This window comes from Paenibacillus sp. FSL R7-0345, from assembly GCF_038595055.1.
Taxonomy (GTDB): domain Bacteria; phylum Bacillota; class Bacilli; order Paenibacillales; family Paenibacillaceae; genus Paenibacillus_AQ.
Window position 1 is genome coordinate 6202815 of sequence record NZ_CP152002.1, and the last position, 13304, is coordinate 6216118.

The window sequence follows — 13304 nt, forward strand, 5'->3', positions numbered from 1 at the left end:
GCGCTGATTCCAAGAATGCAAACGTTCGCTCATCGAGCTAAGTGGATTTTTGACAACTAATTCTCCCAAGTTGCCCGGTATGAGCAGCTTAGGTGGAAAAACGGCACTTAATTTTGCAAAATGAGCTCCAAAGGGACTATCCGGCCAGATTTAGATGCCTTTTTTCCACCTAATGATCCACATTTCCGGAAAACAGCGGAATTAAGTGACGAAAATCCAACTAAGTTCACACCCACTTCGCTCTTTGTCCGATCGTCTTCTTGACCGACTGCCACCCTGCTCATTTTTCCCTGCCCGTCCTGCCTCATCCTGCGTCATCCTTCTGCTCCCGCAGCGTCGGCTCCGCTGCGCCGTCCTGAATTGTCCGGGGCGGCGGCGAACCGCCGTTCCAGACAACCAGGGCAGCAACCTCCGGATGCTCGGCGGCGAAAATAATGGTGCCGCCGCCTGCCCTGCTGTGGCCGAGAATGCCGATCCGGCCTGTATCTGCCAACTCTGCCAGCGGCAGGCGGAAGCTTTTTACCGTTACAGTCCGTTTCCCACAAGCTCATCCCTCCGCTTGAACGTTATTGCAGCTGCCAGTCGGTGATGTTGAAGTCTTTTTTGGCCAGCTTTTCTTCGACCAGGAAGTTCTTGGTGCCCTCCAGCAGCTTGGTGCCCTCTCCGGTGAAGGCAGTATCCTTGATATCGCTGATCGGATTGACCTGTTTCGCCAGCTCCGGCGTAGTATCGCCGATTTCGGCCAGGAATTCGTAATATTCATCTTCATGCTGTTTAAGATCAGCCAATGCTTTTTCACGCGCCTCATTCCATACCTTCGGGAAGTCCGGGAATTTCTCCAGATAATCCTCAGAGACTACAGTAGCGCTGGAGCCCAGCAGATCCGGATGCTTCGAGGCATCATCCAGGTGAGTGTAGCCTTCATCAATCAGCTTCAATGCCGGAACGCCGAGGTTGGTCGTTGCATCCACATCCCCTCTGGCGAGTGCAGCAGTAGCATCAGGAATCAGCATGTGAACCAGCTTATAGTCGGTTACCCCCTCCTGCTGCAGCAGTCCTACCACATAACGGTGCATGAAGGAGCCTTTTTGGATCGCAATCGTCTTGCCCTGCAGATCCTTAATCGTCTTCGGGCCGTCCTTTTTACCGATCAGATAGCCTACGGTGTGGGCCGAGGATTGGGAGATCAGGCGGGTTTTGGCGCCGGAGGCGTAAGCGATAATGGCCGGTGTATCCCCAAGGCTGCCAAAATCAAGCCGGCCGCTGATCAGTGACTCTGTCTGGTCCGGTCCGTTCGGGAAGCCGGTGAGCTTCACTTCAGTGATGCCGTATTTCTTAAGCTCCTCCTGAATAATTCCTTTGTAAAAGCCCCAGCCCTCTGCGCCGCCCGGCACGTTCAGCTTGTTGGAGCCGATATAGCCGAAATTCAGCACAGCCGGTGCAGTGGCCGTAGCTGTTTCACTGCCTGCGGCCTCCGCAGTATTATTGCCGCCTGCTGGTGAAGCTGCACTGTTGCCGGAGTTTGCATTATTGCCGCAGGCCTGCAGCACCAGCATGATCATGACCAGACTTGCGAACAGCAGCCCGCGAGCCCCCTTTTTCCGTCCGCCTTGAATCTTTCTGTACGATTTCATTAATGTTGTTCTCCCCTCGGTCTGATATCAGATGATTGCTATTTCTAGAACCCGGCTCTGGCCGCCAGTTTATACATAAAGTCATGACTTGCCACCGGCTGTCTGCCTCTGCCCCAGCCTACCTTTTCCCTGTACCCGCCGAGCAGCCCCTGCTCTTCCAGCTCCGCTTCAGTCACACCGATAACCGTTTCAGAGTCAGGTGCAACATATAGCGCATCAACAGGGCAATACAGCTCGCACATGAAGCAGGTCTGGCAATCGCTCTGCCGGGCGATGACGGGGATTCCGTCCTCTACCCGGTCGAACACATTCGTCGGGCAGACGGATACGCACTGGTTGCACTCTACACACCTGGCAGCGCTGATGACTTCAATCACAGTAGTACACTCTCCTTCGCTACTTCTTCTGTTTTGACCCATACCTGATCCAGTCCGCCGCTGATCAGCCGGTGATGCTGGCCGTTGTCCGTTTCCTTATAATCCTCGCGTTTATGCATACCTCTGGTTTCGGTACGTGCCAGAGCGGAGCTATACATCCAGCGGGCAGTTGCCGTCATGGCTTCCGCTTCGCGGGCCTTCACCCCTTCGGGTGTACGCTGAATTTCCCGGCTGCGCTGCTCCTTCCACAGTCCGTCCAGGCGGCCGAGTGAGGAGGTCAGCCCCTGCTCTGTACGGAACAGGTTGATGTCGTACGGCTTGACTTCGTCCTGCACAGCCGAGACAAACTCCGCTGCGCGCGCCGCCGTTCCCGGCTTCACCTGCTGGTCAACCAGCGGTGAGGTGGACAGTCCGCGCGGCTTACGGTCAGCGGCATGCTGCCCCAGTCCGGCGGCATAGGCGGCTGCCCCCTCTCCGGCAAAGGAGCCGGAGGACATCGCCCAGGCGGCATTGTGGCTGCCGCCGCCGGTGAAGCCGCCGCAGATCAGCTCGCGGGTTGCCGCATCTCCTGCGGCATATAGCCCCGGAACGCCGGTGCCGCAGTCTTCATCCGTTATGCGGATGCCGCCGGTGCCGCGTACCGTACCTTCCAGCCGCAGGGTAACCGGAAAAGCATCCTTAAACGGATTAATGCCCCGGCGGTCGAACGGCAGAAAGAAATTCGTCTGGGCAACCCGCAGCAGCGGCTGCAAATCCTCAGAAGCACCGTCAAGCTTGGCATAGACCTGGCGGCCGGCCAGCAGATTGCGGGCGATGATTGAGCGGCCCTTTTTAGAGCCTGCACCTTCCACCACGCTTCCGTCTTCATAATAGAAGCTGGCATAGCTGTAGTAGGCTGTTTTGGTGACGGACGAGAAGGTCGGGCAGATCGCATAGGCATTGGAGAATTCCATGCCCGACAGGCTGGCCCCGGCTTCGGCGGCGAACAGGTAGCCGTCACCTGTCAGCACGTTACAGCCCAGCGCCTTGCTGAGGAAGGCGCACCCCCCGGTCGCAATGACGACTGCCCCCGCCTGGACGCTCCATCCTTCTCCGCTCTGGGTCTGTACACCGGTTGCCCCGGCGACACCGTGTCCATCGGCCAGCAGCTCAAGCGCCGGACTGTGGTCCAGAATCTTCACTCCCGCCTTCTTGACCAGCTTACGCATCAGCCTCATATATTCCGGCCCCTGCAGGCTCCGGCGGTACTGGTTGCCGTGCTCATCCAGCGGGAACGGGTATCCGGAGACGCCCAGCCGGTTCATATTCTCATAGGTGCGGTCCAGCACCCTGTCCATCCAGCGGTGCTCCGCCAGCTTGCCGCCCATCGAGTAACGGCTGGCCTTGGCCTCTTCACGCAGCTTGTCGTCCGGCTGCACGTACCACACTCCCGTACCTGACGGAGCAGTAGCTCCGCTGGAGCCGCAGTAGCCTTTATCGGCCAGAATAACCTTGGCGCCTTTGGCTGCTGCCGTAAGTGCCGCCCACGTACCTGCCGGACCTCCGCCGATTACCAGCACATCCGCCTGCAGATTCAGTACTCCTGTATGTCCGATGGAAAGATTCATTTACCTTCAGCCCCCTTGGTTTATTTAGCCCTGATAGCTGTCCCGCCAGTGCAGGAGCTTGCGTTCGATGACGCGGAATAAGGAATCAATCAGCTTGCCGACAATAGCAAAAATAATGATGCCTACAAAAATGACTTCCGTATTGGAATTCTGCTTGGCTTCATTAATCAGAAACCCTACTCCGGAAGAAGAGCCGATAAGTTCAGCAACAACCAGGCCGATCCAGGCCACGGCCATTGAAAGACGCAACCCGAGCAAAATGCCGGGCAGCGCAGCCGGCAGAATCAGCCGGCGCAGCTTCTGCAGCGGTCCGAAGCCAAGCACTCTGGCTACCTCAAACAACTTGTTGTCCACGCCCCGGATGCCCATAAAGGTGTTGATGTACAGCGGGAAGAAGGCGCCGCTCAAAATGATAGCCACCTTCGACACCTCGCCGAAGCCGAACCAGAGGATAATCAGCGGCGCAATGGCCAGATGCGGAACCAGCCGCAGCACCTGGACACTGGGGTCAAGCAGATACTCCGCTTTGCGGAACAGACCGGTCAATATGCCGAGCAGCAGGCCGAGAATTCCGCCTATCACATAGCCGAGCCCGGCCCGGCCGATGCTCACCCCGAGGTGATGGAGCAGCTCGCCGCTGGCCGCAAGTCCGGCAAAAGCCGACAAAATCGACCAGGGTGTCGGCAGAAACTCCGGCGAGATCCAGCCTGCACTCCCGCCGAGCTGCCACAGTGCAATAACTGCCGCCGGTATGGCGGCCCCGGCTGCCCAGTCGGACAGAAGTATCTTCGTCCGGAGAGAGTATGGCTTTTTTCGCTTGTTAGACGCAGATACAGGTGCTGTTCCGGTGTAATCATGTGCTTCCCTTACGCTTTTAGCTGACTTAACAATCATTTCGATCCCGTTGCTCATGCTGTACATTCCTCCTATCCTTGATAGCTGTCCTTCCATCTCAGCAGCCGCCGTTCAATCAGACGGACAACCGTATCACTCAGCAGCCCCGCAGCGGCAAACACAATAATTCCGACAAATACGACTGGCGTATCAGCAAACTGGCGGGCATCCGACATCATGTAGCCGATGCCTGAGGTGGAGGCGATCAGTTCAGCCACAACCAGCCCCAGCCAGGATAATCCCAGCGACAGGCGTACACCGAGCATAATGTTCGGCACCGCCGCCGGAAGCACCAGCCGGAGAACCTGCTGCATCTTGCTGAAGCCGAGTACCTTGGATACTTCAAACAGCTTGTTGTCCGTACCGCGGATGCCCATGAAGGTGTTAATATAGACCGGGAAGAACGCGCCTTTTGCGATCAGCAGCACTTTCGATTCCTCGCCGATTCCGAACCAGAGAATAAACAGCGGTACAACCGCAAGGCTGGGAATCATCCTGATCATCTGCAGCGACGGGTCCAGCAGCCGCTCCGATCTGCGGAACAGTCCGACCAGAATGCCCAGCAGCAGCCCCAGTCCCCCGCCGAGCAGAAATCCGGAGAAGGCCCGCACGGCGCTGACCCGGAAATGGCTCCACAGATCGCCGCTTACGGCCAGTGAAAGGAACGACTGGGTAATGGTGTAAGGTGTCGGAAACAGCATTTCTGACAAAATCCCGTAATGGCCCAGCAGCTGCCACGCAATCAGCAGGCTTCCCGGCAGTAGCAGGCCGAGTCCGGCAATAACCGCTTTTCCGGGTTTACCTGCTGCACCTGCGGCCACAGCCTGGTTGCTCATATAATTGCCCCCTTAAATTATATTTACAATTCGCATTGTTTAAGTCGGATATATGACGGCAATAATACCTATTATTCAAATAATAAAGCCTGTGTCCTAAATCCCTGCCCCGTCCGTCAATTCCAGCTCCTCCACCTTCTCAAAATAATTAAGCACCCTTAGGCGCAGCTCCTGAAAGGAGGTTGTAGTCTTCTTGCGCGGATAGGGGAGATCAATCGGCACAATTTTACGGATTTTGCCCGGTCTCGGCTCCAGAATAACCACCCTTCCTCCAAGATAGACTGCTTCATCAATATCATGTGTCACAAAAATCATCGTGGTCCGGTTCTTCCGCCAGATATCCAGCAGCACCGTCTGCATATGGGCCCGGGTAAAAGCGTCCAGTGCACCAAACGGCTCATCGAGCAGCAAAATCTTCGGATTCCGCAGTAGCGCCCGGGCAATTGCCACCCGCTGGGCCATTCCTCCTGAGAGCTCACGGGGATACGCTTTTTCAAAGCCGTTCAGCTTCACCAGCTCAATCAGCTCATCTACCTTCTGCCGGACATCCGGCCGGCTGAGCGGCAGATCCGAGGCAATATTCTTCTCAACGGTAAGCCAGGGAAACAGCCGGTGCTCCTGAAAAATAAACCCTTTATCAATCCCCGGACCGCCAATCCGCTCCCCCTCCAGCGTCACACTGCCGGTATAGCCTGTATCGAGTCCGGCGACGATGCGCAGCAGCGTGCTTTTACCGCAGCCGCTCGGGCCGATCACGGTGACGAACTCCCCCTGCTGCACATCCAGATTCACCTCATGCAATGCCTTTACCTGTCCTCCGGCGGTGTCAAAGCTCTTGTTCAGCTGCGCAATGGACAGCATGACCTCTCCCATCTCTGCTCCTCCTTATGGTTCGCTGGTATACAAACTGGTATACAAAAAAAACAGAGGGACCTCGCGCTGGATAGCACGGGCACCTCTGTTTGTACAGTCGGCCAATGTAATTCAAAGTAAAACAATTTGAATTTGTGCATTTAAAATATCACCAATCCTCAGGTCTGTCAACAAAAAGACATCATTTAATTTGTATAGCAAAGTGCCTAACCGGGCAGAATCTGCCGGTAATCCGTTTACTCAAAAGAAACATTTACTCATAAACTTACATTTTGTAAGTTGTTGTGTTATAATATTCACTATCCTATGTACAACGGACAAGCATGATAACTATTTTGAGATATAAGGGGTCTGTATTATGACTATTAACAACAACATGAAGCCGGGCATTACCCCGGCATTTGAGTTCGGCATTTATACCCTGGGCGATCTGGTGGCGGATTGCCATACCGGGCAGCAGATCAGTCCGCAGCAGCGGCTGCAGGAGGTTATTGCTGCTGCTCAGCTGGCAGACGAAGCAGGCCTTGATGTCTTTGGCGTGGGGGAGCATCACCGGCTGGATTTTGTTATCTCCTCCATGCCGGTTGTACTCGCTGCTATTGCCCAGGTGACCAAGCAGATCAAGCTGACCAGTGCGACCACTGTGCTGAGCACAGCTGATCCGGTACGGATTTTCGAGGATTTTGCCACCCTGGATCTGCTGTCCGGCGGCCGGGCGGAGATTATTAACGGGCGCGGCGCTTTTCTCGAATCCTTCCCGCTGTTCGGGTACGATCTGGAGGACTATAAGAAGCTGTTTGCCGAGAATCTGGAGCTGCTGCTGGAGCTGAACAAGCATGAGGTCGTGAACTGGAAGGGCAGCTTCCGCTCACCGCTGACCAATGCGGAGATTGCTCCCCGTCCCCTGCAGCCTAAGCTCCCGCTCTGGGTGGGAATTGGCGGCTCTCCTGAGAGTGCCGAGCAGGCCGGACGGCTGGGTATCGGAATGGCAATTGCGATTCTCAGCGGCAGTCCCGAGCCGTTCCAGAATCTTGCAGGCACTTACCGCCGCAGCGGCGCCGAGGCCGGACATGCTGCCGAAGACCTGAAGATTGCCATTACGAGCCACGGCTATATCGCCAAAACCTCGCAGCAGGCGGTCGATGAATACTACCCTTACTATTACAGCTACCGCAACGCCATCAGCCCGAAGCCCGGACAGGAATACCGGGTTTCACGCAGCGACTTCGGCCGCTTCGTTTCCCCGGTCAATACGCTGGCTGTCGGCAGCCCGCAGCAGATCATCGAGAAGATCCTTTACCAGCATGAGCTGTTCGGCCATAACCGCTTCATGACCCAGCTCGACATCGGCGGGCTTCCCTACAGCAAAGTAGCTACCGCCATCGAACTGCTCGCCACAGAGGTTGCTCCGGTTGTGCGCCGGGAAATCGCCAAAAAGAACAGTTCTGCCGGGCACTAATCTACGCCCCCATCCTAAATTAAGCTTACTAAAAAAGCTGCATTGTCCACCTTACTGGACAGCGCAGCTTTTTCTTTTTGCATATATAACATGATAGTCACCACACTTAGATCCCTTCCACCAGATGCCCGCGGCATACCTTCAGCAGCGCCTGATAACTGTCTTCGAACTCCAGCTGTTTGAGGATATTCAGATAGGATATCAGCTCAGCCGTGCTATCCTTCCGTTTCAGGCAGAGCAATGTAAGCTCATAGTAGACCTGAGTAATAATTTTATCGTACAGCAGATGGGTTTTATCGGCTAACGGGAGCGCTTGTTCAAGAAATTGCAGGCCCTGCTCATAGCGGCGTTCCTTGAGGCACAGAATCGAGAGGTTCTGCAGCAGATGCTGCTGGACCGTCCTGCTCTCGGGAAAAGACTGGTATCGGTCAAATTCCTTCGCCCCTCTGAGGCCAAAAAATACGGCATCGCTGCAGCTGAGCGTAAACAGAAAATTGTTCAGCAGCTTGAACTCGTAAAGGTACCATCTGTCCACACCAAGTAAATACGGTTTGATATACGCGGCAATTTCAGGCAATGTCCTGATTTCATCCGCCTGCTGATGCTGAATCAGCACCCCCTGGCCAAGCAGATACAGATGGTAGTAGGCTTCAGTCTTTGTAGACTCATACATGAGGCGGCACTCCCGGCTGACCGCCCTGACACATTCAAAATCATACCGGTTGCCCGCCTCAGTCAGGCTCAGATGCAGCGTCCGCTTCAGTTGGGGAGCGTTGTCCTGATGCAGAAACAGCAGCTCCTCCAGCGACATCTCCAGCTTGTCCAGCAGCAGAATCAGCTTGTCATAACCGGGATAATAATGCCCGCTTTCAAAACGCGAGAGATTGGAGCGGCTCATGATGCCACCGGCCAGTACGGCCTGTTTAATTCCTTTTGACCTGCGGATCTGTCCGACCGTTTTGCCAAGAATCATTGCTCGCCTCCTCCGCCCCGTGTGAGTATCCGGCACATTTTTAATGAATATTTTCCATTATATGCTACACTCGGCGCAAAGAAAATACACCTTTCAGGGGGAAAATAACGATGAATTTACTTGCAGCACGACAGCTGAACAGCAGGGTGTGGAATATTCTGGCGGGGACTCTTTTTACGAGAACGGCCCTGTTCATGAGCGTTCCTTATCTGTCTATTTTTCTGATGAGTCAAAAGCATATCCCGCTCCTGCTCACCAGTCTGATCCTCGCGGTTAATCCGCTGGCGGGTGTCGCTTTCAGCTGGCTCGGGGGTGCAATCGCCGATAAACTGCCGCTGCACAAAATCCTTCTGTACACGCCCCTAGTCTGGGGCACGGTGTTCATTCTGTTTTATTTTGCCGGCGGCTTCTGGAGCTTTCTGGTGCTGAACGCGCTGAACGGCTTGTGCTATTCTCTCTTCGAACCAGCCAGCAAAAAGATGCTGTCCACTGAGTCCCTCCCGGAGCATCGTCTGCTCGTATTCAACCTGCGCTACACGGCGATTAACGTCGGCTGTTTTGCCGGTCCTCTGCTCAGTCTGCTGTTTAATATGAAAATGACCCTGTTCCCCTACGTCATCCTCGGCATCATGTATATTCTGTACGGCGCTTCCACGTCATACTTTTTCCGCAAGACTCCCGCTGCAGCTAATGCCCCTATTCCTGTTCAGATTAAAAGCGTCCGCAGCCTGCAGGCCCTCTCCGTGATCCGCAAAGATCATGTATACCTGCTGCTGGTGGCAGGCATGAGCTTTTCCTATTTCGGCTATTCGCAGCTAAACAGTACGGTCTCTCAGTTTCTGTCGAACACTGCCATGCCCGCGGATGGTACCCGGTTATACTCTATTTTGTTGTCGGCCAACGCCATTGTCATTCTGGCTGCCCAGTTCGCCGTGCTGCGCCTGATATCCGGCTGGAATCCGTTCAACGTGGTGCTGCTCAGCAATCTGCTGATCGGACTGAGCTTTCTGTTCTTCCTCTTTCCTGCTGCTTACCTTCCGCTGCTGCTGTTCATTATTGTGTTCAGTCTGGGTGAGCTGCTGATCGGCGCGCGGTTTGATGCCCTGGTGGATGAGCTTTCTTGTGCGGAAAATAAAGGCCTCTACTTCGGCTGTACGGAGATTGTGAAGCTGGGGACGATCAGCGGCCCGGTTGTCGGGGGCAGTCTGCTGGGGCTGTTCGGTTTCCAGACGGCCTGGCCTGTCTTCGGGCTGCTGGCGGTAATCACACTGGCCGGTGCGGGACTGATCCGGGCGGCGGGGATGAAGCATCTGCGTTCGCGGACTACAGTAAAATCCGGGGCCACTCCGGCTGCTCGGCCGAATCAAGAGCATAAATGCCTCTGATTTCGCCTTTCCCGGCCAGCCGGGCTAAATCAAGGGCATAATTGCCTCTGATTTCGCCTATTCCAGCCAGCCGGGCCGAATCAAGGGCATAAATGCCTCTGATTTCGCCCATCCCGGTCAGTCGGCCCGAATCAAGGGCATAATTGCCTCTGATTTCGCCCATCCCGGCCAGCCGGGCCGAATCAAGAGCATAAATGCCTCTGATTTCGCCTTTCCCGGCCAGCCGGGCCGAATCAAGAGCATAAATGCCTCTGATTTCGCCCATCCCGGCCAGCCGGGCCGAATCAAGGGCATAAATGCCTCTGATTTCGCCTTTCCCGGCCAGCCGGGCCGAATCAAGGGCATAAATGCCTCTGATTTCGCCTTTCCCGGCCAGCCGGGCCGAATCAAGGGCATAAATGCCTCTGATTTCGCCCATCCCGGCCTACTGGGCCGAATCAAGGGCATAAATGCCTCTGATTTCGCCCATCCCGACCAGGCGGGCCGAATCAAGGGCATAATTGCCTCTGATTTCGCCTTTCCCGGCCAGCCGCCAGCCCCCCCCCCCCCCCCCCCCCGCCAAATATTGCCCTCTATCCCACGGCAGGCTCCTCCTACTTTTGTCCTGATTCTCAGGTCGGAGAGGATAATACTGTCCGGAAGCAATTTCCACGCTTTTTTTCCAGTCAAAAAAAGGCCCCGGGATCTCCCGGGGACCTGAATGGACTGTTCTGTTTCCAGCTTCAATTAAGCAAATGATGGCTTCTTGTTATCAACCTTGCCGCTGACCAGCTTCTTGTACTCCTCATCCCCGCCGTTAACCGACGGTGCGAGGTAGACGTGATCAGTTGACGCAGACGGCTTGGCGGTACGGCCGGCGTTCTTCCTGCCTTTGCTGCGGCTTGTGCCTGAGCTACCGCCTGCGGTCCGGCGGACAGCACCTGAAAGACTGACTACACCCTTCATATTCTTCATGCTCTAGTCCCCTCCCACTAAATGATTGACGGTCCGGAACAAATCGCGGTTATACTTGACGGCTGCCTTCAAATCCTCGGCCGACAGCCCGTCGTTGCCCGAAAAATGGACAGAAAGGACATGCTTTTCCCCTAAAGGATAGCATAGGATATAGACCTCCGCAACTTCAGTCCGCTGAAAAAAGGTCCATTCCCGGCGTAAAAAAGCATCCACTACCCCGGGCCGTTTCTCCTGCTTGCCGTCATCCGGCGCAAACGGGTAAACATGCCCGCGGCCCACATTGCCGCCGACCTGCTTCAGGCCTTCCTCCCCGCTGGCCCGCCACAGGGCGGCACCGATTACCCGGCACTGCTCCGGCGGCACGAAGGAGTTGCGGACAGCCTCGCTGAGCGCCTGGTATTTCTCTGCTGTCTCAGGTCCGGCTACATTACTATTATATTGCCAAAAGAAATGAAGGATACTTTCTTTCCGCCTGAGTTCGAGCGTCAGCTGCGCAAGTTCCTTCTGCGGGTCAAGGTAGCTTCCCTGCTCATGAATCATGTCGATGATCTTCCCGCAGCTGACATCGACTGCCGCTACCGGATTCTCATGCTGCCATTCATATTCCAGCGGCGTAAGTCCCGCCAGATCCGACAGCAGATGATATTCCTCCACATTAGTGCCGGGAATCAGATCACTGCGCGGCTGAATCCGGTCCGGCAGCAGACAGAATACGCGGCTGCGGCGCAGCCGGGCCCAGAACATGCCCATCTCAAACTGTGTGTTATCCCGGGTCACATAATAATATTTACCGCGGATCAGGGCCACATCATCAGGCGAAAAGACAAATACGGCAAAATCACTTTCGTCCAAATGCCGCTCCAGTGATTCCATCGTATATTCGTTCGCCCGGAAGGCATTGGCATACCAGGGGGTTACCTGAACCTCACGCTTCAGCTGCTCATGTATTGCTCTTGCATAACGGATGGATTCTCTGGATGATCCAATGAAACATTTTGGTCTGGTCACGGATGATCTCCTTTGTCAGTTATCCTGATCTGTAATAATTATACAGATGTTTGGCATCTAGGAACAGAGTCTCATTTTCTAAAATTACTAATTAATAACCTGTTCCTCTGCCATCGGAGCGGGTAATATCAGTTTATTACCCGGGGAAATGAGGCTTCCTATGATCAAAAGCATACATAAAGCACTCCTTCTGGCCGGCATCATAACCGGTGCCCTGCTTACAGGCAGCCAGGCTGACGCTTTGGCGTCTTACACCGCAAAGGTATACGCAAGTTCGCTTACTGTCCGCAGCGAGCCGGCAGCAGGAGCTTCAGCGGTTGGCTCCTTAAAGAACGGGGCAACAGTAACCGTAACCGATGAGCAGCACGGCTGGATGAAGGTCCGCTCCGGTTCGCTCACAGGCTGGGTTGCAGGGTATTATCTCAAGAAGGTAAACGGAGATTCTGCTTCAGTAGTGACGGCATCCTCCGTCTCACTGGTTAAGTCCTCCGGCAGCACTGCTGCAACGGTAACGGCAGATTCCCTGCGGATCAGAGGCGGCCCGGGAACCGGCTACGCGGTGGTAGGCTCGCTGAAGGCTAATGATAAAGTAACTATACTGACCCGCGAGAACGGGTGGGCACGCATCCGTACATCCGCTGGTGAGGTCGGCTGGGTGTCGGCCCAGTATCTTTCCAGCGGAGGCTCCTCAAGCGGAGTGACTACTGCTTCCGCAACAAGCTCAAGCTCCAAGGGAACAAGCAAGATCGGCAGCAAGCTGATCGTTATCGATGCGGGACATGGCGGCAACGATCCCGGCATGCTTGGCACCACTTATAACACAATGGAGAAGGATCTGACCCTGCAGACAGCCCTTTACGTGAGGGATTACCTTACGGCCAAGGGAGCAACGGTCCAGATGACAAGGACTACAGCAAGCCAGAAGCCTACGCTTGCCCGCAGGGTGCAGATCGGCCATTCGGCGGGTGCGGATGCTTTTGTCAGCATTCATTATAATTCTTCACCGAAGAATGTATCGGGTACGCTGACCTTCTTCTATTCGGAATCAGATGATCTGCGGCTGGCCCGGGCGATTGAGAACAGGCTGGGCCAGGGAATCGGCCTCAAGAGCAACGGGTTGTCCTATGGCAATTATCATATCCTGAGGGAAAATAAGCTTCCGGCTGCCCTGGTGGAGCTGGGATTCCTGAGCAACCCTTACGATGAGTCGATTGTCCGTACCTCCAGCTATCAGAAAAAAGCCGCCAAGGCTATTGCCGAAGGGCTGGCTGATTATTTTAAATAAAACGGCAAAACAATACCGC

Annotated in this window: 15 protein-coding genes; 3 read left to right on the plus strand and 12 right to left on the minus strand. The window is 55.1% G+C overall.

Annotation, left to right across the window (positions count from 1 at the left end):
• Positions 1-304: 304 nt before the first annotated feature.
• From NST84_RS26825 to NST84_RS26855, 7 genes are all read right to left on the minus strand, one after another.
• The gene (locus tag NST84_RS26825) at positions 305-493 is read right to left on the minus strand and encodes a hypothetical protein (protein WP_342563113.1); all 189 of its coding nucleotides are present in this window, start codon (positions 491-493) and stop codon (positions 305-307) included.
• Between the two features lie 73 nt (positions 494-566).
• Entirely contained in the window at positions 567-1634 is a 1068-nt protein-coding gene (locus NST84_RS26830; protein ID WP_342563114.1) for an ABC transporter substrate-binding protein, read from the minus strand.
• A gap of 44 nt (positions 1635-1678) precedes the next feature.
• Entirely contained in the window at positions 1679-2011 is a 333-nt protein-coding gene (locus NST84_RS26835) for a ferredoxin family protein (RefSeq protein WP_039877290.1), read from the minus strand.
• A complete protein-coding gene (locus NST84_RS26840; protein WP_342563115.1) occupies positions 2008-3618 on the minus strand; it encodes an FAD-binding protein in 1611 nt (536 codons plus the stop codon). Before NST84_RS26840 ends, NST84_RS26835 begins: the two co-directional genes overlap by 4 nt.
• Before the next feature lie 24 nt (positions 3619-3642).
• A complete protein-coding gene (locus NST84_RS26845) occupies positions 3643-4530 on the minus strand; it encodes an ABC transporter permease (protein ID WP_342563116.1) in 888 nt (295 codons plus the stop codon).
• Between the two features lie 14 nt (positions 4531-4544).
• On the minus strand, positions 4545-5348 hold the full coding sequence (locus NST84_RS26850; RefSeq protein WP_342563117.1) for an ABC transporter permease: 804 nt from the start codon (positions 5346-5348) through the stop codon (positions 4545-4547).
• A gap of 96 nt (positions 5349-5444) precedes the next feature.
• Entirely contained in the window at positions 5445-6221 is a 777-nt protein-coding gene (locus tag NST84_RS26855; RefSeq protein WP_342563118.1) for an ABC transporter ATP-binding protein, read from the minus strand.
• Positions 6222-6579: 358 nt separating this feature from the next.
• Between NST84_RS26855 and NST84_RS26860 the strand changes: the two genes are divergently transcribed.
• Positions 6580-7680, plus strand: a complete 1101-nt coding sequence (locus NST84_RS26860; RefSeq protein WP_342563119.1) for an LLM class flavin-dependent oxidoreductase — start codon at positions 6580-6582, stop codon at positions 7678-7680.
• A 106-nt stretch (positions 7681-7786) separates the two neighbouring features.
• On the opposite strand, the gene NST84_RS26865 is transcribed toward NST84_RS26860, so the two are convergent.
• On the minus strand, positions 7787-8653 hold the full coding sequence (locus tag NST84_RS26865; RefSeq protein WP_342563120.1) for a helix-turn-helix domain-containing protein: 867 nt from the start codon (positions 8651-8653) through the stop codon (positions 7787-7789).
• Between the two features lie 110 nt (positions 8654-8763).
• On the opposite strand from NST84_RS26865, the gene NST84_RS26870 reads away from it, so the two are divergent.
• Positions 8764-10038: an MFS transporter gene (locus NST84_RS26870; RefSeq protein WP_342563121.1), complete on the plus strand. Its 1275-nt coding sequence runs from the start codon at positions 8764-8766 to the stop codon at positions 10036-10038.
• On the opposite strand, the gene NST84_RS26875 is transcribed toward NST84_RS26870, so the two are convergent.
• From NST84_RS26875 to NST84_RS26890, 4 genes are all read right to left on the minus strand, one after another.
• Positions 9977-10456, minus strand: a complete 480-nt coding sequence (locus NST84_RS26875; protein WP_342563122.1) for a hypothetical protein — start codon at positions 10454-10456, stop codon at positions 9977-9979. The genes NST84_RS26870 and NST84_RS26875 overlap by 62 nt on opposite strands.
• A 6-nt stretch (positions 10457-10462) precedes the next feature.
• Entirely contained in the window at positions 10463-10600 is a 138-nt protein-coding gene (locus NST84_RS26880) for a hypothetical protein (protein WP_342563123.1), read from the minus strand.
• Positions 10601-10764: 164 nt separating this feature from the next.
• Complete coding sequence (locus tag NST84_RS26885; RefSeq protein WP_342563124.1) at positions 10765-10992, minus strand: hypothetical protein; 228 nt, start codon at positions 10990-10992, stop codon at positions 10765-10767.
• 3 nt (positions 10993-10995) lie between these two features.
• Positions 10996-12000, minus strand: coding sequence for a nucleotide-binding protein (locus NST84_RS26890; RefSeq protein WP_342563125.1), 1005 nt, complete (start codon positions 11998-12000; stop codon positions 10996-10998).
• 160 nt (positions 12001-12160) lie between these two features.
• Here NST84_RS26890 and NST84_RS26895 point away from each other — a divergent pair, with 160 nt between their 5' ends.
• Positions 12161-13285, plus strand: a complete 1125-nt coding sequence (locus NST84_RS26895; RefSeq protein ID WP_342563126.1) for an N-acetylmuramoyl-L-alanine amidase — start codon at positions 12161-12163, stop codon at positions 13283-13285.
• Positions 13286-13304: the final 19 nt, after the last annotated feature.

What these genes read in the sequence shown, in the direction of transcription:
- NST84_RS26860 (WP_342563119.1), top strand. Translation starts at nt 6,580, where the DNA reads ATGACTATTAACAACAACATGAAGCCGGGCATTACCCCGGCATTTGAG.
- NST84_RS26895 (WP_342563126.1), top strand. Translation starts at nt 12,161, where the DNA reads ATGATCAAAAGCATACATAAAGCACTCCTTCTGGCCGGCATCATAACC.
- NST84_RS26885 (WP_342563124.1), bottom strand. Translation starts at nt 10,992, where the DNA reads ATGAAGAATATGAAGGGTGTAGTCAGTCTTTCAGGTGCTGTCCGCCGG.
- NST84_RS26830 (WP_342563114.1), bottom strand. Translation starts at nt 1,634, where the DNA reads ATGAAATCGTACAGAAAGATTCAAGGCGGACGGAAAAAGGGGGCTCGC.
- NST84_RS26870 (WP_342563121.1), top strand. Translation starts at nt 8,764, where the DNA reads ATGAATTTACTTGCAGCACGACAGCTGAACAGCAGGGTGTGGAATATT.
- NST84_RS26840 (WP_342563115.1), bottom strand. Translation starts at nt 3,618, where the DNA reads ATGAATCTTTCCATCGGACATACAGGAGTACTGAATCTGCAGGCGGAT.
- NST84_RS26850 (WP_342563117.1), bottom strand. Translation starts at nt 5,348, where the DNA reads ATGAGCAACCAGGCTGTGGCCGCAGGTGCAGCAGGTAAACCCGGAAAA.
- NST84_RS26875 (WP_342563122.1), bottom strand. Translation starts at nt 10,456, where the DNA reads ATGGGCGAAATCAGAGGCATTTATGCCCTTGATTCGGCCCGGCTGGCC.
- NST84_RS26845 (WP_342563116.1), bottom strand. Translation starts at nt 4,530, where the DNA reads ATGAGCAACGGGATCGAAATGATTGTTAAGTCAGCTAAAAGCGTAAGG.
- NST84_RS26865 (WP_342563120.1), bottom strand. Translation starts at nt 8,653, where the DNA reads ATGATTCTTGGCAAAACGGTCGGACAGATCCGCAGGTCAAAAGGAATT.
- NST84_RS26855 (WP_342563118.1), bottom strand. Translation starts at nt 6,221, where the DNA reads ATGGGAGAGGTCATGCTGTCCATTGCGCAGCTGAACAAGAGCTTTGAC.